The following is an 18,213-nucleotide window of genomic DNA, read 5'->3' as shown; positions in this document are numbered from 1 at the left end:
CCGCAGCCATGGGCCACGCCGGGCGTCACACGGGCACTGACCTTGTTCACGCGGAGCCCCTTCGGCCGGAGGTCAGTCGGAGGCCGACCGCAGGGCGTCGGAGATGGACTTGGCGCCGCCGTGTGCGGTGAAGCCGCCGTCGACGGGGATCTCGGCGCCGGTGATGAAGGACGCGTCGTCGCACAGGAGGTACACCACCAGCGGGGTGATCTCGTCGACGGTGCCGGTGCGGGCCAGCGGCGTCTCGCGGATGTTCGCCTCGCGGAAGGCGGGCGCGGCGGAGGCGGTCATCTCGGTCTCGATGAAGCCTGGATGAACGGTGTTCACGCGGATGCCCCGCGGGCCCAGCTCGACACAGGCCGCCTTCGACAGGCCGCGCAGCGCCCACTTACTGGCCGTGTACGCGACCGGATAGTGCCCGGTGAGCCCGGCGGAGGAGCCGACGTTGACGATCGACGAGCCCGGCGGCATCAGCGGAGCCAGGTGCTGGATGCCCAGCAGCGGGCCGGTGACGTTGACCGCCTGGACGCGGGCGAAGTCCTCGGGCGTGACCTCGTGCAACCGCGCGCGCCAGGTGATGCCGGCGTTGTTGACCAGGCCGTGGACCTCTCCGTACCGGCGACGCAGCCCTTCGGCGAGCGCCGCCCATTCCTTCGGCTCGGTGACGTCCAGGCGCAGACATCCCGGAGCCCGGGTCACATCGGTGGCGACGACCACCGCCCCCGCCCGGGTCAGCGCCTCGGCCTCGGCCGCGCCCTGCCCGCGCGCAGCTCCGGTGACGACGACGACCTTGCCGTCCAGCCTGTTCGCGGCCCCGCGGTTCACGGGCGCAGCCGCGGGCGCTTGCGGGCCCGGGGGACCGGTACCGGTCCGGCGCCGGGCACGACGGTGTTGGAGACGGTGCCGATGCCCTCGACGGTGAGGGTGACGGTGTCGCCGGGCTTCAGCGGTGGCGGGTCCTGCCGGCCGCGTACGCCCCACAGCTCGGCCAGGCAGCCGCCGTTGCCGCAGGTGCCGGAGCCGAGCACATCGCCGGGGCGGACGTAGGCGCCGCGCGAGGCGTAGGCGACCATCTCCTCGAAGGTCCAGCTCATGTTGGACAGCAGGTCCTCGCCGACCACCTCGCCGTTCACCGAGGCGGTCAGCGCCAGCCGCAGGAAACCGTCCGTGTCCCGGTACGGCTCCAGCTCGTCGGCGGTGACCAGGTACGGGCCGAGGGTGGCGGCGGTGTCCTTGCCCTTGCAGGGGCCCAACCCCACCTTCATCTCGGCGGATTGCAGGTCGCGGGCGGACCAGTCGTTGAAGACCGTGTAGCCGATGATGTGGTCGCGGGCCTGCTCGGGCGTCAGGTCGCGGCCCTCGCGGCCGATGACGGCGGCGACTTCGAGTTCGAAGTCCAGGACCGAGGAGCCGGGCGGCACCGGCACGTCGTCGTGCGCGCCGATGACGGCGTACGGATTGGTGAAGTAGAAGGTCGGCGCGTCGTACCAGGCGCCGGGGACCCCGGCCGTGTTGTCGATGCTGCGCCGTACGCCCTCGACGTGCTCCTCGAAGGTGACGAAGTCCCGTACGGACGGCGGCTGGAGAGGCGGCAGCAGCCGCACCTGCGAGACATGCGGACCGCCCGGCACGTCCAGTGCGGCGTTGCCCGCCTCGCGCAGGGCCGCGGGGCCCGCCCGGAGCAGGTCGAGCAGCGGGGCGCGGCCGGGGAAGGGGTGGAGAGTGCCGTCGTCGTTCGCGGTGGCGACGCTGCGGCGGCCGTGGTGTTCGTACGTGGCGAAGCGCATGGTGATCCTGGGGGTGGCGTAGGACTGGACCGGGGGCGCGGGGGGAGCCAGGGCATGGACTGTTCCGCGCCCCCGGAGCAGAGGGGGATCAGACCGGCGGGGCGACGAAGACGCCGGGGTCCACGTCGTTGAAGGACTCCTTGGCGACCAGCTCGTTCATCGGGTTCGCCGTGCCCCACTGGTCGGTGACCTCGGGCCGGGAGAAGTCGTAGACGTGCGGATGCCAGGTGTCCTCGTCGAGCTCCTCCAACTCCGTTGTGTACTCGACGGTGTTGCCGTGCGGGTCGAGGAAGTACGTGAAGGTGTTGTCGCCCGCCATGTGCCGGCCCGGACCCCAGACCTTGCGGGCGCCGGAGCGCATCACGCGCCCCGAGCCGCGCATGTACTCGTCCAGGCCGCGCATCTCGAACGAGACGTGGTGCAGGGAGGTGTGCGGTCCCTTGGCGAGGGCCATCGAGTGGTGCTGGTTGCTGATCCGCATGAAGTGCATGACCTCGCCCATGTGCGGGGAGCTGAGCGTGTCGGACAGCCGGAAGCCGAGGTGGCGCTCGTACCAGGCGCGAGTGGCCTCCAGGTCGGGGGAGTTGAGGACGACGTGCGAGAGGCGGACCGGGATGGCCTCCTTCTCCTCGATACGCCGGTGCCGCCGGGCCTCGACCTCCGCCGAGACTTCGATGGTGCGGCCGTCACCGTCGAAGAAGCGGAAGCCGTAGCCGCCGCCGGGGGTGTCGACCTTGCCCGGCTGCGAGATCAGCCGCACGCCGTCCGCGAGGAGTTGCGCGGCGAGTGTGTCCACGTCGGCGGCCGACGCGGCGCCGTAGGACACGAGGTCGAGCCGCTTCTCCTCGGCCTTGCGGAGCCGTACGACGTACTGTTCGGGACTGCCCTCCGCGGCCAGGAAGGAGATGCCCGATTCCTCGGCGACCTTGGTCAGGCCCCAGACTCCGGCGTAGAAGTCGAGCTGCCTGTCGTAGTCGGGCACGGCGAGGTCGACGTGCCGAAGGTGGGTGAGCAGGCGGTTTGGCAGGTCGTTGGTCATGTCGGGGCTCCTCAGGAGAGGCGCAGCAGCGCTGCCGCGTTGCCGCCGCGCACGGCGTGGAAGTGGGCGTCGGGCAGGTCCGTGGCGGCGCGCAGCGCGCCGACCGGGTCGTCGGTGCCCATGTCGAAGGGGAAGTCCGAGCCGAGCAGGACCCGGTCGGGGCCGGCCACCCGGATCAGTTCGCGCAGGACGTGCGGGTCGTGGACGAGTGAGTCGAAGTACAGCCGCTTGAGGTAGCTGCTCGGTTCGGACGCGCAGCCCCGTGTGTCCGGTCTGGTCCGCCAGGCGTGGTCGGAACGGCCGATGTGGCTGGGCAGGTAGCCGCCGCCGTGTGCGGCGATCACCTTCAGGCCGGGGTGGCGGTCGAGCACGCCGGAGAAGATGAGGTGGGAGAGCGCGACGGCGTTCTCGGTGGGCTGCCCGACCGTGTTGGACAGGTACCAGCGGTCCAGGCGCTCGTCGAGCGTGCAGCCGAAGGGGTGCAGGAAGAGCACGGCCCCGGTGGTCTCGGCGAGCGCCCAGAACGCGTCGTACGCCGGGTCCGAGAGCTCGCGCCCCGGCGCGTGGCTGGAGATCTCCACTCCGCGCAGTCCCAGGCCGAGGGCGTGGTCGAGGGCCTCGACCGCGAGGTCCGGGTGCTGGAGCGGGACGAGGCCCAGTCCGTGGAGCCGGTCGGGGGCCTGGGCGACGTGCGCGGCGGTGCCGGTGTTGGCAAGCTCCCACACCGTACGGGCCAGGTCCTCGTCGGCCCAGTAGTGGTAGTGCGACGGGGACGGCGAGACCAGTTGGACGTCGACGCCGGAGGCGTCCATCGCGGTGAGCCGCGCCTTGACGTCCGTCAGCAGAGGAATGCGGTTGCGGACCATCGGGCCGCTGACGGCGAGCGCCTCGGGGCCGTTGCGGCGGGCGTCGAGGCTGCGGGCGGCGGCCAGCCCGGGGTGTCCGGCGACGGCCTCCTCGACCTGCGGCAGCAGGACGTGCGCGTGGACGTCGACGGTGGGGGTGTCCGGGGTCGTCACGGGGTCTCCTTCAGGACGGACATCGTGCGGCCGATCAGGCCGGGCACGTCGGCGTCACGGACGCCGTCCAGCTGCCACTGGCCGAGCTGCACCGAGGCCTCGACGACCATGCGGACACGGTCGATGCGGCGCTCGTGATAGCGGGTCAGCAGCTCGTCGAGGGAGCCGGGGGAGTCCCACGACTCCTCCGCGCTCAGCAGCTCGGCCAGTACGGAGGCGTCCTCCAGCGACATGGCGGCGCCCTGCGCGAGGGTGGGCGGGCAGGCATGGGCGGCGTCGCCGGCCAGCACGACCCGGCCGCGGTGCCAGGAACCCTCGACGAGCAGCCGGTCGAACCAGGTGTAGTTGACCTTGGCAGCGTCGGTGATGCTCGCGGCGATCTCGGGCCAGGCACCGCCGTACGGGGCTGCCAGGCGCCGCATCTCGTCCGCGTACGAGGCCGGGTCGATGGAGGCACGGTCGCGGTTGGCCTCGACGAGATAGGCGTAGAGCGTGTTCTCGCTGGTGGGGCAGTAGCCGGCGATGTAGCAGGGCCCGCCGTAGGCCAGGTCCGTGCGGTCCACGCCCGCCGGGCGGGGTGCCGCGACGCGCCAGATGGCCATGCCGGTCGGCTCGGGCTTCTCCCCGATGCCGATCATCGCGCGGGTCAGGGAGTTGAGACCGTCAGCGGCGATGACGAGGTCGTAGCGGCCCTCTGTGCCGTCGCTGAAGCGGGCGGTGATGCCCGTCTCGTCCTGGACCAGTTCGCCGGCGGTGGTGCCGAGACGGACCGTCGCACCACTGGCCCGGACCGCCTCGCACAGGATCTCCTGGAGCCGGGGCCGCTGCATGCCGATGGTCGCGGGCAGGTCCTCGCCGCCGGAACGGATGTCCTGCTGGACGTGGAACACGTGGCCGTCGGGCGTGGCCAGGCCCACCGAGTCGAAGGCGTAGCCGCTCTCCCGGACCTTGTCCCACACGCCCAGCTCGCGCAGTACGCGCAGTGCGTTGCCCTGGAGGGTGATGCCGGAGCCGAGGACGTTCCAGTCGGGTTTGGCCTCGATCAGGTCCACGGTGATGCCCGCTCGCCGCAGCAGCACGGTCACGGCGTTGCCGGAGGCGCCGCCGCCGATGACTAGGACGGCGCGGGGGCGGGGCTCGGTCATGGAGTCTCCCTGCGGTGGGCCGCGCGACTTCGAGCGGCAGCGGTGGTGGTGGTGGTGGTGCGGGCCGGATGTGCCGGGCTGTCCTGGCGCAGCCCACCCCGCCGGTACGGAGCGTTACTTGACGGCGATCGGGTTCACGGGGGAGCCGACGGCGCCGGTGATGGGCAGCGGAGCGGCGGTGAGCCAGAACTCGTATCGCCCGTCGGCCGCGCAGTGCTCGGCCAGGGCGTCGAGGTCCCACATCTCGCCGATGAGCAGGCCCATGTTGGGGATGGCGACCTGGTGCAGCGGCTGGAAGGCGTGGTCGAACTCGTTGGGCCGGACCTCGAAACCCCAGGTGTCGGTGGCGATCCCGGCGATCTCGCTGCCGTGCAGCCAGCCGGCGGTGGTGAAACTCAGCCCGGGCGAGGGTCCGCCCGCGTACTCGCCCCAGCCGTCACGCCTGGCGCGGGCCAGCCGTCCGGTGCGGACGAGGACGAGGTCGCCTCGGCCGACGGTGACGCCGTGCGCCTCTGCGCTGGTGGTCAGGTGTTCCTCGGTGATGGCGAAGCCGTCGGGCAGTTCGCCGTTGCGCCCCACGACCAGGCCCACATCGAGGAGGACGCCCCGCCCGGCCACGTACGGCGCCATGTGTTCGATGCCGGTGACGAGGTCGCCGTCGGAGGTGACGACCTTCTCGGCGGCCCGCCCGTTCCATGCCCTGCCATGGTCGAAGATGTGGCCGAGGCCGTCCCACTGGGTGGAGCACTGCAGCGGCATCGCGATCACGTCGTCGGCACCGCCGATGCCGTGCGGGAAACCCTGGTTGCCGAGGGCTGCGTCGGTGCCGGTGTCGAGCATGGTGTGCACCGGATTCGTACGCCGCCGCCAGCCCTTCTGCGGGCCGTTCATGTCGAAGCGCTGGGAGAGCGAGAAGCTGACGCCGTCGCGGACGAGGGCCGCGCCCTCGCGGCGCTTCGCGGCGTCCAGGAAGTTGAGCGTGCCGAGAACGTCGTCCTCGCCCCACCGGCCCCAGTTGGAGTACGCCTTGGCGGCCTCGGCGATCGCGCCCTCGGCGTCCTTTGCGTCCGGCACAGAGCTGCGGTCGTTCACGGCGCCTCCTCCGCGACGCAGTGCGTGCGCTGGGCACCGAGCCCTGTGACGGACCCGTCCATCACGTCGCCGTCGCGCAGCAGCCGACCCCAGTGCATGCCGTTCCCGGCCGGACTCCCGGTCAACACCAGGTCGCCGGGCAGGAGTTGGGCGGTCTGGGAAATGTACGAGACCATGCGTGCCACGCCGAAGATCATGTCCTTGGTGGACTCGTCCTGCATGGTCTCGCCGTTGAGCTTCAGGGTGACCCGCAGGTCCGACGGGTCGGCGATGGACCCGGCCGGCACGATCCAGGGGCCGAGCGGGGTAAAGCCGGGAGCGTTCTTGCAGCGCAGCCAGTCGGTGCCGATGGCGGGCATGTCCCGGCGGAAGACGGTGGCCCGGTCGGTGAGGTCGTTGGCGATGGTGTACCCCGCGACGTGTTCCAGGGCCTCCTCCACCGTGACCCGGTGGGCGGGGCGGGAGATCACCGCGGCCAGCTCCAGCTCCCAGTCGGGCTTCTTGGCCCAGGAGGGCAGGACGACATCGTCGAAGGGACCTGTGATCGTGGTCGGCAGGCCGATGAAGACGTACGGAAGGTCCTCGGCGGCCCGCTTGTCCATGATCGCCGCGATCTCGGCGCGGGCCTCCTCGACGGTGCGCGGGTCGTCCGGGGCGCGGTGCGCGACCTCCAGGTCGATCACGTGCTGCCGGTAGTTGGCGCCGGACTGGAAGATCTGCCGGGGCTCGACGGGCGCGTGCACGAACAGGTCGTTCAGCGGCAGCCAGTCACCGGACGGATCGCCGGCGAGGCCGTGCAGGCGCGGCAGTTCCTCGTCCCAGCGCTCCATGAGGGCGAGGGCGGTCAGCGCGGGTTCGTCCAGAGCCGTACGCAGGTCGAGCACGTGGCCATCCGGCACCACGAGGCCGGGGAACGCGGCGCCGCCCTGAGCGGAGAGAGTGCCGATGGCGAACGGGCCGGTGAAGTGGGGCGCCGGTGCGGCTGCGGATTTCACGGAGATGTCCTCCCGATTGCGGTGCCACTAATCTGGCCCGTAAATTGCGATCGGGGAAATCGATTCTTTGGATGGCCATCATCCAGGCGGCGAATACCCGGGGCTTCCTCTCCTCCTCCGTACAGGGATATCGCGTGAACCTGGCCAGCCTGGACCTCAACCTCGTCGTCGCCCTGCGCGCGCTCCTGGAGGAGCGCAACGTCACCAATGCGGGCCGGCGCGTCGGGCTCAGCCAGCCCGCCATGAGCGCCGCCCTGGCCCGGCTGCGCCGTCACTTCGGCGACGACCTGCTCTCCCGGGTCGGCGGACGCTACGAACTGACCGCCCTCGGCCTGGCCCTCCTCGACCGCACCACCACCGCCTGCGACCTGCTCGAACGCGTCTTCACCAGCCAGGCGGTGTTCGACCCCGCCCATGAGGAGCACGAGTTCACCCTGCTCGCCTCCGACTACGCGGTGGCCGTCTTCGGCGCCGAACTCGCCCGCATCGTCCACACCGAGGCGCCGGGGATCCGGCTGCGCTTCAAGCAGCCTCCGACGGACATCACCGAGAACACCGGCACGCTGCTGAGCACCGCCGACGGGCTGCTGCTGCCGCACGGCATCATTCGCGGCTACCCCACGGTCGAGCTCTACCGGGACCGCTGGGTCTACCTCGTCGCCGACGACAACCCCGAGGTCGGCGAGCAGCTCACCCTCGGCGACCTGGCCCGGCTGCCATGGGTGACCTACCAACGCACGTACGACGCACCCGCCGCCCGCCAGATCGGCATGCTCGGTATCGAGCCACGCGTCGAAGTCTCCGTCGACAGCTTCCAGTTGATGCCCCTCCTGGTCGCAGGCACCCGCCGGGTCGCCCTGATCCAGGGGCATCTCGCCGACCGGCTGAACGGACTCGTCCCCGTACGGGTCGTGGAACCGCCCTACGACGCCGTGCCGCTCCGGGAGGCCCTGTGGTGGCACCCGGTGCACACGCACGACGCTGCGCACATCTGGCTGCGGGAGACAGCGGCCCGGGTCGCCGAGACCATCCACGGCAAGGATGATCGCGATCCGGGAGATCGATCGGACAGAGGCTAGGCAGGGGCGGGTCGCTCACCCATAGTCGACGCCAGATCCTCCGCACGCTCCTCTCCCCGGGGTCCCTGTGTCCCGATGGCGTGCCGTCCCCTCGCCCCGCCTCGCCCCGCCTCGACACGTGGAGTTCCCGCATGCCCGCTTCCGTGCCTCTGCCCTTGCCCGCTCACCCGGAACCAGTGCCGCCACCCGGCGCGATCCTTCCGACGTCCGGTGCCGCGCACCGGCTGCGCGTCGCTCTCCTCATGGCCGGCAGCTGTCTGCCGATCCTCGGGGCCGTCCTTATCGCGCCCGTGCTGCCCAAGATGCAGGACCACTTCGCCGGCGTGCCCGGCGCAGGCGCCCTGGTCCCGATGGCCCTCACCGTCCCGGCCCTGGCGCTGGGCCTGCTGGCACCCTTCGCGGGCGTCATCGTCGACCGGCTCGGCCGCAAGCGCCTGCTGATCGCCGCGACCGTGCTGTACGCCCTCTTCGGCACCGCTCCGCTGTGGCTGGAGTCGCTGGGTGCCATCGTGGCCAGCCGCGCCCTGGTCGGCATCGCCGAGGCCGCCATCATGACCTGCTGCACCACGCTGATCGGCGACTACTACAGCGGTCGGGTACGGGACCGCTACCTCGCCCTCCAGACCATGTGCGCCTCCGCATCCGCGACAGCGTTCTTCGTCATCGGCGGTGCCGCGGGGTCGGCCGGCTGGCGGACTCCGTTCTGGATCTACGCCGTCAGCCTCCTCATCGCCCCGCTGATGGCCATCGGGCTGCCGAAGCCGACCGCAGCGGCCCCCGCTGCCGCCGCCGAAAAGGGAGAGAGCACGGCCACCACGGCCATCACCGGCAGCACGGCCGCCCCGAAGCCCTCCCATCTCTCCCATCTCTCCCAGCCCTCCTTCCCTTTCCGGCAGCTGGCCGGGATCTGCGGTCTCACTGTGTTCGGGGCCGTCGTCTTCTACACCGTCCCGGTGGAGATGTCCTACCTGCTGGACGGCCTCGGCGTGACGGCGACCAGCGTGATCGGGCCGGTCACGGCCATCGCCAGCGCCGCCACCGTGGCCGGCGCGATCACCTTCGCCAAGCTGCGCGGTGCCCCGGGGCCCCGGCTGCCACTCGTCTTCGCCCTGTGCGCGGCAGGGTTCGCGGTGATGTGGCTCGCGGACAGCGCGCCGCTGCTGATCGTCGGCGCCGTACTCAACTGCCTCGGCACCGGTCTCCTGCTGCCTTCCCTGCTCACCATCGCCCTGTCCAGGCTGGACTTCGCCGACCGCGGCCGTGGCACCGGCCTGTGGACCGCGTCCTTCTTCATCGGCCAGTTCATGTGCCCGCTGGTGCTGATCGCGGCCGAGTCCGCCCTCGGCACCCTGGCCGCCGCCGTCGGTCTGCTCGCCCTGACCTCGGCCGTCGTCGCGGCAGGGCTCTTCCTGACCGCCCGGCACAGGGCCGCGACCGTCGCACCGTTGCCCCAGCAGCAGGAAGCCGCCCGCGACGGGCGAGTTGAGGGCGGCGCTGTCCGGTCCGCGCCCTGAGACGCACAACGGGATGCGCGCCGTCGTACAGCAGGCCACCACGTCCGTGCGCGCCACGTCTCCCGCACAGCCCGCCCCGTCCCTCACTCGGCCAGGGCGTACAGGGACGCCCACAGATCGGGTGCAGCAACTGTTCATGGACGTCAAAGGTCGGGTTGGGCGACGATGGCGGGCATACACCTGACCAGTGTCTCGCCACCTACAGGGCGGCAACCCACTGAGCAACCCCCCCGACAGCCCAAGCCGCGTTTGCCGAGCCGAAGGCCCTTCGGCTCGGGTTGCCGGCCCTCGGAAGGGAAGGCCCTTGTCCTCCTCATCCACCTTCCGCTCCGTTCTGCCGACCGCGGACGTCGTGATCATCGGCGGTGGCGTGATGGGCGTCAGTGCCGCGTTCCATCTCGCCGAGGCGGGAGTGACCGACATCGTCGTCGTCGAGCGCGGCGACCTGGCCTGCGGCAGCTCGGGCAAACCGATCGGCGGGGTACGCGCCCAGTTCTCCGACCCGCTCAACATCGAGCTGGGCGGCCGGAGCCTGCGTGCCTACGAGAACTTCCCGCACCGCCCCGGTGCCGACATCCGCCTCGACACCGTCGGCTACCTCTTCCTGCTCACCAACGACGGGCAGGCCGCGGACTTCGAGGTGAGCGTCAGGACCCAGAACGCTCTCGGCGTACCCTCCCGAATGGTCACCCCGGACGACGCCCGCGCGTTGTGCCCCTATGTCGACACCGAGGGACTCGTGGCCGCCGTCCACTCACCCACCGACGGCCACGCCCGCCCGGTCCTCGTCGTCCACGGATACGCGGACGCCGCCGCCCGGGCCGGTGCCACCCTCGCCACGCACACCACCGTGACCGGCATCGACACGGCGGGTGACCGCGTCACCACCGTCCACACCGACCGCGGCCGCATCGCCTGCTCCACCGTCATCTGCACGGCGGGCGCCTGGTCCGGGCAGATCGGCGACATGGCCGGCATCGACCTCCCCGTCCGGCCGGTACGCCGCCAGCTCGCGTTCACCGAGCCGCTGACGCCCCCGGCGCCCCGTATCCCCTTCACCATCGACTTCGCTTCGTCGGCCTACTTCCACAACAGCGACGACGGCCTGCTGTTCGGCCTCGCCGACCCCCGCCAGCCGGAAGGCTTCGACACCACCTGGACCCCGGAGTGGCTGGATCTGTTCCGAGCCGTCGCACGTCAACGGGCCCCTGAACTGGCCGACATGACGACCGTAGGCGGCTGGGCCGGCCTCTACGAGGTCACCCCCGACCACAACGCCCTCATCGGACGCTCCGGCGAGCTCGTCAACTTCCTCTATGCCACCGGGTTCTCCGGCCACGGCTTCCTGCAGGCCCCCGCCGTCGGCGAGATCCTGCGCGACCTCCACCTGGAGCGCGAACCCTTCACCGACATCTCGCCCCTCGGCGCCGACCGCTTCCGCTCCGGAGCAGCGACCCGCCCGGAGGCCCACGTGGTGTGAACACCCCTCGACGAAGGGCACTGCGCTGATCAGCCAGGCGGCTGTGGCCCGCTTCCGCCGCCCGGCTCTCCGAGAAGTACGGCGAAGTACGGCGAAGTACGGCGAAGTACGGCCTGGAGGTTCCCGCCCACACCGCGCTCGGCGACGTCTCGCGCGAGGTCGACGAGGACGTCCTGGGCACGCAGGGCGCCGAGGCCGAACACCTGGGCCTCCATCAGCCGGTGACCGCCGAACGGTACGGCGCCATCCGCGCCGGCACCCGGCCGAACTGCGCCAGGTCGCCGTGAGACGTGAGAGGAGACGGGCGGCGGCCCCGAGCCGGGCTCCGACGCCCCGCGTGCGTACACGGGGTCGGCCGCCGACACCACCGACGGGAACGCCGCGGCCCACGGTCCGGTTCAGCAGGATGTGTGAGGCCCGGCACGGCGGTGGTGGGCAGACCGGGTCGGAGTGCCGAGCGGATCAGCGGCGCCCGGCGATCGCCGTGAGGTACCCCCGCAGCATGACCTTCGCCTCGTCGAGGAGTCCCGCGTCCCCCTCCGCGTCGCGCCGGAAGGCCTCCTGGGCGAGCGCGTCGGCCGCCAGCACCGCGGCGTGACAGGCCCGGGAGAGGGCCTCGTCGTCGTACGCGACGTCCAGGGCGAGGAGGATACGGCGGAGTCCGTCGGACATACGGCGCTTGTGCTCGCGGTCCGCGGACCGCGTCCGCTCGGTCAGGCCGCTGCCGAACCACAGGGCGCGGAAGCCGTGTTCGGTGCGGTAGATCGCGGCGTACTCGTCGAGGAGCACACCGACCGGGTCGTCCCAGCGCTGCTCCGCCGCGGCCTCGGCGAAGCGCTCCATGGCGGCCTCCAGTTTCGCGAAGTAGCCGGCCGCCAGGGCGTCGATGATCGCGTCGCGGTCGGGCAGGTACTGGTACAGCGACCCCACCGACACCTTCGCCTCCGAGGCGACACGGGTCGTGGTGAGCGCCTGGACACCGTCGTCGATCAGGACGCGCTCGGCGGCCTCCAGGACCCGGGCCAGCCGGGCCCTGCTGCGCGCCTGCTGCGGGGTGCGGCGCAGGGGAGCACCGGCCCCGCCGATGTCCGCGGTCGGCTCGCCCACGAGAACAACCTCCGAATGTGAACGTGACTTTGTTTCACCTTTAGGTTACGGTCCCGCACATGACCGACTCAACCACGGTCCTGGGTCAGGAACGGGCCGCCGTGGCGGACGCCTGCCGCCGTCTGGGGGCCGAGGGCCTGTTCATCGGCACGGCCGGGAACGTCAGCCTGCGCGCGGGGGAGCGGGTCGCGATCACCGCGACCGGAGCGGTGCTCGCCGAACTCACCGCGGACCAGGTGACGGTGGTCGACCTCGACGGAAACGTCGTCGGCGGCGCCTTCGAACCGACCTCGGAACTGGACCTGCATCTCGGAGTCCACCGGCGCTACGGCGTCGGCGCAGTCGTCCACACCCACGCCCCGATGGCCACCGCGCTCTCCTGCGTCCTCGACGAACTTCCCTGCATCCACTACCAGTTGCTCACCCTCGGCGGCAGCGTCCGCGTCGCGCCGTACGCCACCTTCGGCACGCCCGAACTCGCGGAGTCGGTGCTCGCCGCGCTGGAGGGCCGCAGCGCCGCACTGATGGCCAACCACGGCGCGGTCACCCGCGCACCCACCCTCGGCAAGGCGGTCGAGCACGCACTGCTGCTGGAGTGGGCCTGCGGCGTCTACCACCGCGCGGCCGCACTCGGCCCGCCCCGGATCCTCGACGAGCAGCAGCAACTCGCGGTCATCGAGGCCGCGATCGCCCGCAGCTACGGCACCACCCACCCCGTCTCACCCGAGCAGGAGAGCAACAGATGAAGGTCGTCACGATGGGCGTGCACGTACTGGACGTACTGGTACGGCCGGTGGAGGAGATACCCGAGGGCCAGGGCGCCACCCTGGTGGACGACATCCGGATGACCGCCGCGGGGACGGCCGGCGGCACCGCGCTCACCCTCGCCAAGCTGGGCGCCTCGGTCCGCACCGCCGGCGCGATCGGCACCGACCCGACCGGCGACCTGCTCATCCAGCTGCTCGACAGGGCGGGAATCGACACCGAGTTGCTCGTCCGCCGCGTCGACACCTCCACCTCCGCGAGCGTCCTGCCCATCCGCCCCAACGGCGACCGCCCCTCCCTCCATCTGCTCGGTGCCAACATCACCTACGGTCTCGACGACGTGCCCTGGGACGCGGTGGCCGAGGCCGGCCATCTCCACCTCGGCGGCCCCGAGCTGATCGGCGCCGACGTGGCGGCACGCATCCTGGCGCACGCCAAGGAGCACGACGTGGTCACCTCCGTGGACCTCCTCGCCCCCGGCGAACTCGGCACCTTCGACCAGATCGAGCCGGTGCTCCCCCACGTCGACTTCCTGCTGCCCAACGACGATCAGCTCCTCGGCTTCAGCGGCGAGGACGACCTCGTGACGGGCGCGAAGAAGCTGCTGGCCGGCGGGGCCGGTCTCGTGGCGGTCACCCGCGGCGCCGACGGCGTGCTCCTGGTGACCGCGGAGGGCACCGACACGGTCCCGGCCTTCGAGGTCGACGTCGTCGACACGACCGGCTGCGGCGACGCGTTCTCGGCCGGGTTCCTGCGCGGGATGAGCCTCGGCCGCACCCCGCGCGAGGCCGCCGTCCTGGGCAGCGCCTCGGCCGCGCTGGTGGCCCAGGGCCTCGGCAGCGACCACGGTGACTTCGACCTTCCCGAGGCCGACGAGTTCGCCATGACCCACAAGACCCGCTCGTGAGCCCGGGGTGACTGCGGCCTCCCCGATCGAGTGGTGACGCCCGCGGCACCGGCGTACGGTCGGACAGTGGACGGCACCGTTCACTGAAAGCGACACACCATGAGCAGCAGCCCCCAGCCGACCCCCGCAGCACAGGCCGCCACCCGGCAAACGGGCGGCGGGGGCAACGGCGTGGCGCTGCTCGTCATCGCATCGTGCCAGCTGATGGTGGTCCTCGACATCACCATCGTGAACATCGCGCTGCCGCACATCCAGAGTGCCCTGGACTTCTCCACCACCAGCCTGTCGTGGGTCGTCAACGCCTACACCCTCACCTTCGGCGGCCTGCTGCTGCTCGGTGGCCGGGTCGGCGACATCCTCGGCAGGCGGCGCGTCTTCGTCTTCGGTGTGCTGCTGTTCGCGCTGGCCTCCCTGCTGGGCGGCTTCGCCCAGAGCTCCGGTCAACTCCTCGCCGCCCGCGCCCTTCAGGGGGTGGGCGGCGCCATCGCCTCCCCGACCTCGCTCGCCCTGATCAGCACGACCTTCCGCGAAGGCCCCGAACGCAACCGGGCGTTCGGCGTCTTCGCCGCGGTCTCCTCGGGCGGCGGCGCCATCGGGCTGCTCGCGGGCGGGATGATCGTCGAGTGGCTGAACTGGCGCTGGGTGCTGTTCGTGAACGTCCCGATCGGCGTGCTCATCGCCCTCGCCGCACCCCGCTGGATCAAGGAGTCCGAGCGCCACCCCGGCCACTTCGACATCGCCGGCGCGCTGACCTCCACCCTGGGCATGGTGCTGCTGGTGTACGGGTTCATCAGAGCCGCCCAGGAGGGGTGGCGGGACCCGATCACGCTGGCGTCGTTCGCCGCGGCCGTCGTCGTACTGGTCGTGTTCATCCTGATCGAGCGGGTTTCCAAGCAGCCCATCACCCCGCTACACATGTTCGCCGACCGCAACCGCGCGGGCACCTACGGCATCATGCTGAGCCTCGCCGCCGCGATCTTCGGCATGTTCTTCTTCCTCACGCTCTTCGTGCAGGACGTGCTGGGCTTCAGCCCGCTGGAGGCAGGGCTCGCCTTCCTGCCGATCAGCGTGGTGATCGCCGTCGGCGCGGCGCTCGCCTCGCGGTTCCTGCCCAGGTTCGGGCCCAAACCCTTCATGGTGGTGGGCGCCGTCCTCGCGGCGGCCGGCCTGGCCTGGCTGACCCTGACCGACGTGCACTCCACCTACGCGGGCAGCATCCTCGGGCCGATCCTCGTCTTCGGCCTGGGCATGGGCATGGAGTTCGTGTCGCTGACCCTCATGGCACTCTCCAACGTCTCGGTCCAGGAGACCGGCGCGGCCTCCGGGCTCCTCAACGCCACCCAGCAGGTGGGCGGTTCGCTGGGCCTGTCCATCCTGGTCACCATGTTCGGCACGGCCAGCACCAACGAGGCCCACAACCAGATCCCACGCTTCCTGGCCCAGGCGACCCCCGCCGAACGCCTGCGCTTCCAGCGCACCGGCCGGCTGCCGAAGCCCTGGTCCGACGAAGTCCTCACGGCCGGGATCTCCGCCGCCTTCGTCATGGCGGCGATCTTCACGCTGGTCGCCGCGCTGATCGCCGTGGTGGCCATCCAGGTCCGCCCCTCCGACCTGGAGCGCCTCAAGGGCGGGATGGGCCCCGGCTCGATGTGAGACCGGTGTGCGGGGCGCCGCCAAGGGACACCCGCGTGGTCACCGCCGTTCGTCCTCCGGCTCGCGTTCGGGCTCGGGCTCGGGCTCGGAATTCCTTCCGAAAGCCGCGGCGATGGTGGCGTAGTGAGCTGCGATCGTGAGATTCGTGCCGGCCGTTGTGTCCAGTGTGTCTCCGGACCTCAGGCGCGCCTCGGACAGGAACAGCTTGGCCTTCTCCAGGCAGAACTCGCGTATCCGGGCATCGGTCATGCCGCGGATGTCCGCGTCGGGAACGTCGTTCGGCTGCCGCCGGTGCCATGGTCTGTCGTTCGGCAAGGTGGAGCCCCCCAGTCGGTCGCCGCTCAGTCGGATGAGACAGACTCCCCGCCCCATTCCTCCGGCGCAACATCCACGAGCGTCTGCGAGAACGTCCACTGGTGCCCGGCGGGATCCTCCGCGGTGTACTGGCGCTCGCCGTACTCGAAGTCCGTAGGTTCCATGAGGATCCGCGCGCCGTGCTCCCGGGCCCGCTCGCAGTGGGCGCGGGCGTCCTCCACCCGCACCGTCACCGAGTGCGTGACCTCGCCGGGACGCGGGGGACGGCGGTCCCCCCGGGTGTCTCCGACGATCACGGCCCCGTCTCCGAAACTGAGCTGCGCCCGGTGGCCCTCGCCGATCCGCACACGCTCCTCGAACCCGTAGGCCGCGCCGAGCCAGGCGACCGCCGCGCGCACGTCGGGATAGATCAGGACGGGGATGACGGTAGACGAGGGGATGGAACGGTTCGGCTTCATGACTGGCTCCCGGCGGTCGGACCCAAGACTCTGATTTCGGCCCCAAGACTTTAGTCGAGGGGCGGGTCGTCTGCCCGATGTGCCAGGCTGACGGCTCGGTTCGTGCCTTCTCCGTACGAGTTCAACCCGGAGCGTCAGTGACCGCATCTCGCCTGGCTCCGCTGCTGGAGCAGTTCGACTTCGGCTGTGCGCGGCTGGCCGCCCGTATGGCAGGGCCGGTGATGGACAGCGGCGACGGGTCGGACACCGAGGTGGGTGCCATGACCGACGAGGAGTACCTCTGGGAACCGGTGCCGGACTGCTGGTCGGTCCGGCGGCGCGCGGACGGTCCGGGCCCGCGCGCGACCGTGCTCGCCGGCAGCGCGGACGGAGACTGGGGACGAGACGCCGCGCCCTACCCGCACCCCTCGCCGCCGCCCTTCACCACCGTCGCATGGCGTCTGAGCCACCTGAGCGAGATGTTGTTCCTCCGCGCCGATCACACGGCGGGCGGCCACGCCCTCACCCGGGACGACCACGTCGTCAACGGGGACGTGGCCTCGGGCGTCGCCGCATTCGACGCCGGGGTCACAGCCTGGCGGAAGGCGCTGCTGAGCGTCGACGAGGCGGCGCTCGACACCGTCGGTCGCTGCACGTATCCGCACGGCAGCGACCCGGAGGAGCCGTTCGTCGACATCGTGTGGTGGGTCAACCAGGAAGTCCTGCACCACGGGGCCGAGATCGCCCTGCTGCGCGACCTGTACCGCGCCCGACGGCCCTGACCGCGCCGCCGGCAATCAGGGCGTGGGGACCAGCCCCAGTTGCTGGGCCCGCAGGACGGTGCTGATGCGGTCGCGGGTGCCGAGCTTGCGGTAGATCTTCTCGACGTGCTTGTGGACGGTACGGTCCGATATGCCGAGCCGCCGGCCGATCGCGGCCGCGGTCAGGGCGTCCGTGAGCAGGAGCAGCACGGTCAGCTCCCGGGGCGTGAGCGCGCACTCCGCGGCCAGTGCGTGAGCGGAGCCGCCGTCAGGGGACGCAGCGGCCAGCCGCTGCCAGCGGATCAGGAGCTGCCGCTGCTCCTCGACCGCCGCCAGCAGCGGCTGCAGCTGCTGCGCCGCGCGGACGTGGTCGTCGGTGAAGTCCGCACCGGAGCGGTAGATCATGCATCCGGTGATCGGCGTCGTCGACCGGGGCAGCGGAAGCGCCAGGACGTGGTCCGCGTCGATGACGTCGCCGATCAGCCGCGCCGTCGGACTCGCGGACCACACGCGGCCGGCGGCCCGGCGCGCGGTGAGGGGAGCACGGTCGGACCCGGCCGCGTAGTGGTGCGCGAACGGATACCCCGCGCGCAGCAGGCTCAGGTCCTCCTCGCCGAGCCCGGCGAGCTCGGCGGCGACCCCGGGAGGCATGCCGACCGTGCCCTCGGTCTCGTTCCAGTCGTCGAGCTTGTAGACCAGGGTGTCACCGCCGCACAGACCGGGCAGGGCCGTTGCCAGCAGGGGCCACAGCCGCTCCGGCTCACGTTCGTTGAGCGCCGCAACGGCCACCGACAGCATGCGTTCGTGGGCCTCGCCCAGCACCTGAGCCACGTTCCGTCTCCGCTCGTCCGCCGCGTACGCAGTTCTACCCATACCGGCGACGCCATGTGCTGTCGGAGACTTCATCCGAGCAGTCCGAGCAACACTGACGTTCTCGGAAGTACTCCAGCACACCGGCGCCACGGCGGCCGCAGCGGGGGGAGACCTGGCGCCCTTGGCGGGCGGGATCCCCCACCGTGCAGGGCCGCCGGCGCGGGGGACCGGCGGCCCCGCAGGGCTCACTCCGGCGCCGGCGGGATCCGTACGCATCGCGTCCGAGATCGCACCCGTGCCCCGCC

19 protein-coding genes are annotated in these 18,213 nt (G+C 71.5%); 7 read left to right on the top strand and 12 right to left on the bottom strand.

Going from position 1 to position 18,213, the window contains the following annotated elements; all coding sequences use genetic code 11:
• Positions 1-72 precede the first annotated feature (72 nt).
• From OOK07_RS04255 to OOK07_RS04225, 7 genes are all read right to left on the bottom strand, one after another.
• On the bottom strand, positions 73-825 hold the full coding sequence (locus tag OOK07_RS04255; protein WP_266677055.1) for an SDR family NAD(P)-dependent oxidoreductase: 753 nt from the start codon (positions 823-825) through the stop codon (positions 73-75).
• Complete coding sequence (locus OOK07_RS04250; RefSeq protein WP_266795054.1) at positions 822-1,787, bottom strand: fumarylacetoacetate hydrolase family protein; 966 nt, start codon at positions 1,785-1,787, stop codon at positions 822-824. The genes OOK07_RS04255 and OOK07_RS04250 overlap by 4 nt, the downstream gene beginning before the upstream one ends.
• 88 nt (positions 1,788-1,875) lie before the next feature.
• Positions 1,876-2,826: a VOC family protein gene (locus OOK07_RS04245; protein WP_266677051.1), complete on the bottom strand. Its 951-nt coding sequence runs from the start codon at positions 2,824-2,826 to the stop codon at positions 1,876-1,878.
• An 11-nt stretch (positions 2,827-2,837) separates the two neighbouring features.
• Positions 2,838-3,845 carry an amidohydrolase family protein gene (locus tag OOK07_RS04240; RefSeq protein ID WP_266795053.1) on the bottom strand — a complete coding sequence of 336 codons (1,008 nt, stop codon included), beginning with the start codon at positions 3,843-3,845 and terminating at the stop codon, positions 2,838-2,840.
• The gene (locus OOK07_RS04235) at positions 3,842-4,990 is read right to left on the bottom strand and encodes an FAD-dependent oxidoreductase (protein WP_266795051.1); all 1,149 of its coding nucleotides are present in this window, start codon (positions 4,988-4,990) and stop codon (positions 3,842-3,844) included. Before OOK07_RS04235 ends, OOK07_RS04240 begins: the two co-directional genes overlap by 4 nt.
• 114 nt (positions 4,991-5,104) lie before the next feature.
• Complete coding sequence (locus OOK07_RS04230) at positions 5,105-6,082, bottom strand: cyclase family protein (protein ID WP_266677045.1); 978 nt, start codon at positions 6,080-6,082, stop codon at positions 5,105-5,107.
• Entirely contained in the window at positions 6,079-7,083 is a 1,005-nt protein-coding gene (locus OOK07_RS04225) for a fumarylacetoacetate hydrolase family protein (RefSeq protein ID WP_266801888.1), read from the bottom strand. Before OOK07_RS04225 ends, OOK07_RS04230 begins: the two co-directional genes overlap by 4 nt.
• Positions 7,084-7,211: 128 nt before the next feature.
• Here OOK07_RS04225 and OOK07_RS04220 point away from each other — a divergent pair, with 128 nt between their 5' ends.
• The 3 genes from OOK07_RS04220 (at position 7,212) to OOK07_RS04210 (ending at position 11,150) form a co-directional block, all read left to right on the top strand.
• Positions 7,212-8,156, top strand: a complete 945-nt coding sequence (locus OOK07_RS04220) for a LysR family transcriptional regulator (RefSeq protein WP_266677043.1) — start codon at positions 7,212-7,214, stop codon at positions 8,154-8,156.
• Positions 8,157-8,287: 131 nt separating this feature from the next.
• Entirely contained in the window at positions 8,288-9,670 is a 1,383-nt protein-coding gene (locus OOK07_RS04215; RefSeq protein WP_266795050.1) for an MFS transporter, read from the top strand.
• Between the two features lie 373 nt (positions 9,671-10,043).
• Positions 10,044-11,150, top strand: coding sequence for an NAD(P)/FAD-dependent oxidoreductase (locus OOK07_RS04210; protein ID WP_405673906.1), 1,107 nt, complete (start codon positions 10,044-10,046; stop codon positions 11,148-11,150).
• Positions 11,151-11,179: 29 nt separating this feature from the next.
• Here OOK07_RS04210 and OOK07_RS43215 read toward each other — a convergent pair whose 3' ends face one another.
• Positions 11,180-11,365: a hypothetical protein gene (locus OOK07_RS43215; RefSeq protein WP_323178068.1), complete on the bottom strand. Its 186-nt coding sequence runs from the start codon at positions 11,363-11,365 to the stop codon at positions 11,180-11,182.
• A gap of 247 nt (positions 11,366-11,612) precedes the next feature.
• Positions 11,613-12,257, bottom strand: coding sequence for a TetR/AcrR family transcriptional regulator (locus OOK07_RS04200; protein ID WP_266677037.1), 645 nt, complete (start codon positions 12,255-12,257; stop codon positions 11,613-11,615).
• 59 nt (positions 12,258-12,316) lie between these two features.
• Between OOK07_RS04200 and OOK07_RS04195 the strand changes: the two genes are divergently transcribed.
• The 3 genes from OOK07_RS04195 (at position 12,317) to OOK07_RS04185 (ending at position 15,582) form a co-directional block, all read left to right on the top strand.
• The gene (locus OOK07_RS04195; RefSeq protein ID WP_266677035.1) at positions 12,317-13,003 is read left to right on the top strand and encodes a class II aldolase/adducin family protein; all 687 of its coding nucleotides are present in this window, start codon (positions 12,317-12,319) and stop codon (positions 13,001-13,003) included.
• Positions 13,000-13,929: a carbohydrate kinase family protein gene (locus tag OOK07_RS04190; RefSeq protein ID WP_266677033.1), complete on the top strand. Its 930-nt coding sequence runs from the start codon at positions 13,000-13,002 to the stop codon at positions 13,927-13,929. Before OOK07_RS04195 ends, OOK07_RS04190 begins: the two co-directional genes overlap by 4 nt.
• A 99-nt stretch (positions 13,930-14,028) precedes the next feature.
• A complete protein-coding gene (locus OOK07_RS04185) occupies positions 14,029-15,582 on the top strand; it encodes an MFS transporter (protein WP_266677031.1) in 1,554 nt (517 codons plus the stop codon).
• A gap of 39 nt (positions 15,583-15,621) precedes the next feature.
• On the opposite strand, the gene OOK07_RS04180 is transcribed toward OOK07_RS04185, so the two are convergent.
• Positions 15,622-15,897 (bottom strand): hypothetical protein, encoded by a 276-nt coding sequence (locus tag OOK07_RS04180; RefSeq protein WP_266795037.1) that lies wholly within the window; start codon positions 15,895-15,897, stop codon positions 15,622-15,624.
• Positions 15,898-15,923: 26 nt separating this feature from the next.
• Positions 15,924-16,355 (bottom strand): VOC family protein, encoded by a 432-nt coding sequence (locus tag OOK07_RS04175; RefSeq protein WP_266795036.1) that lies wholly within the window; start codon positions 16,353-16,355, stop codon positions 15,924-15,926.
• Between the two features lie 206 nt (positions 16,356-16,561).
• Between OOK07_RS04175 and OOK07_RS04170 the strand changes: the two genes are divergently transcribed.
• Positions 16,562-17,116, top strand: a complete 555-nt coding sequence (locus tag OOK07_RS04170) for a DinB family protein (RefSeq protein ID WP_405673908.1) — start codon at positions 16,562-16,564, stop codon at positions 17,114-17,116.
• Between the two features lie 15 nt (positions 17,117-17,131).
• Here OOK07_RS04170 and OOK07_RS04165 read toward each other — a convergent pair whose 3' ends face one another.
• On the bottom strand, positions 17,132-17,926 hold the full coding sequence (locus OOK07_RS04165) for a helix-turn-helix transcriptional regulator (protein ID WP_405673017.1): 795 nt from the start codon (positions 17,924-17,926) through the stop codon (positions 17,132-17,134).
• Positions 17,927-18,213: the final 287 nt, after the last annotated feature.

This window comes from Streptomyces sp. NBC_00078, from assembly GCF_026343335.1.
Lineage (GTDB): Bacteria > Actinomycetota > Actinomycetes > Streptomycetales > Streptomycetaceae > Streptomyces.
Note: the sequence above shows the minus strand (reverse complement) of the source record. Positions and strands in the feature narration are given on the sequence as shown.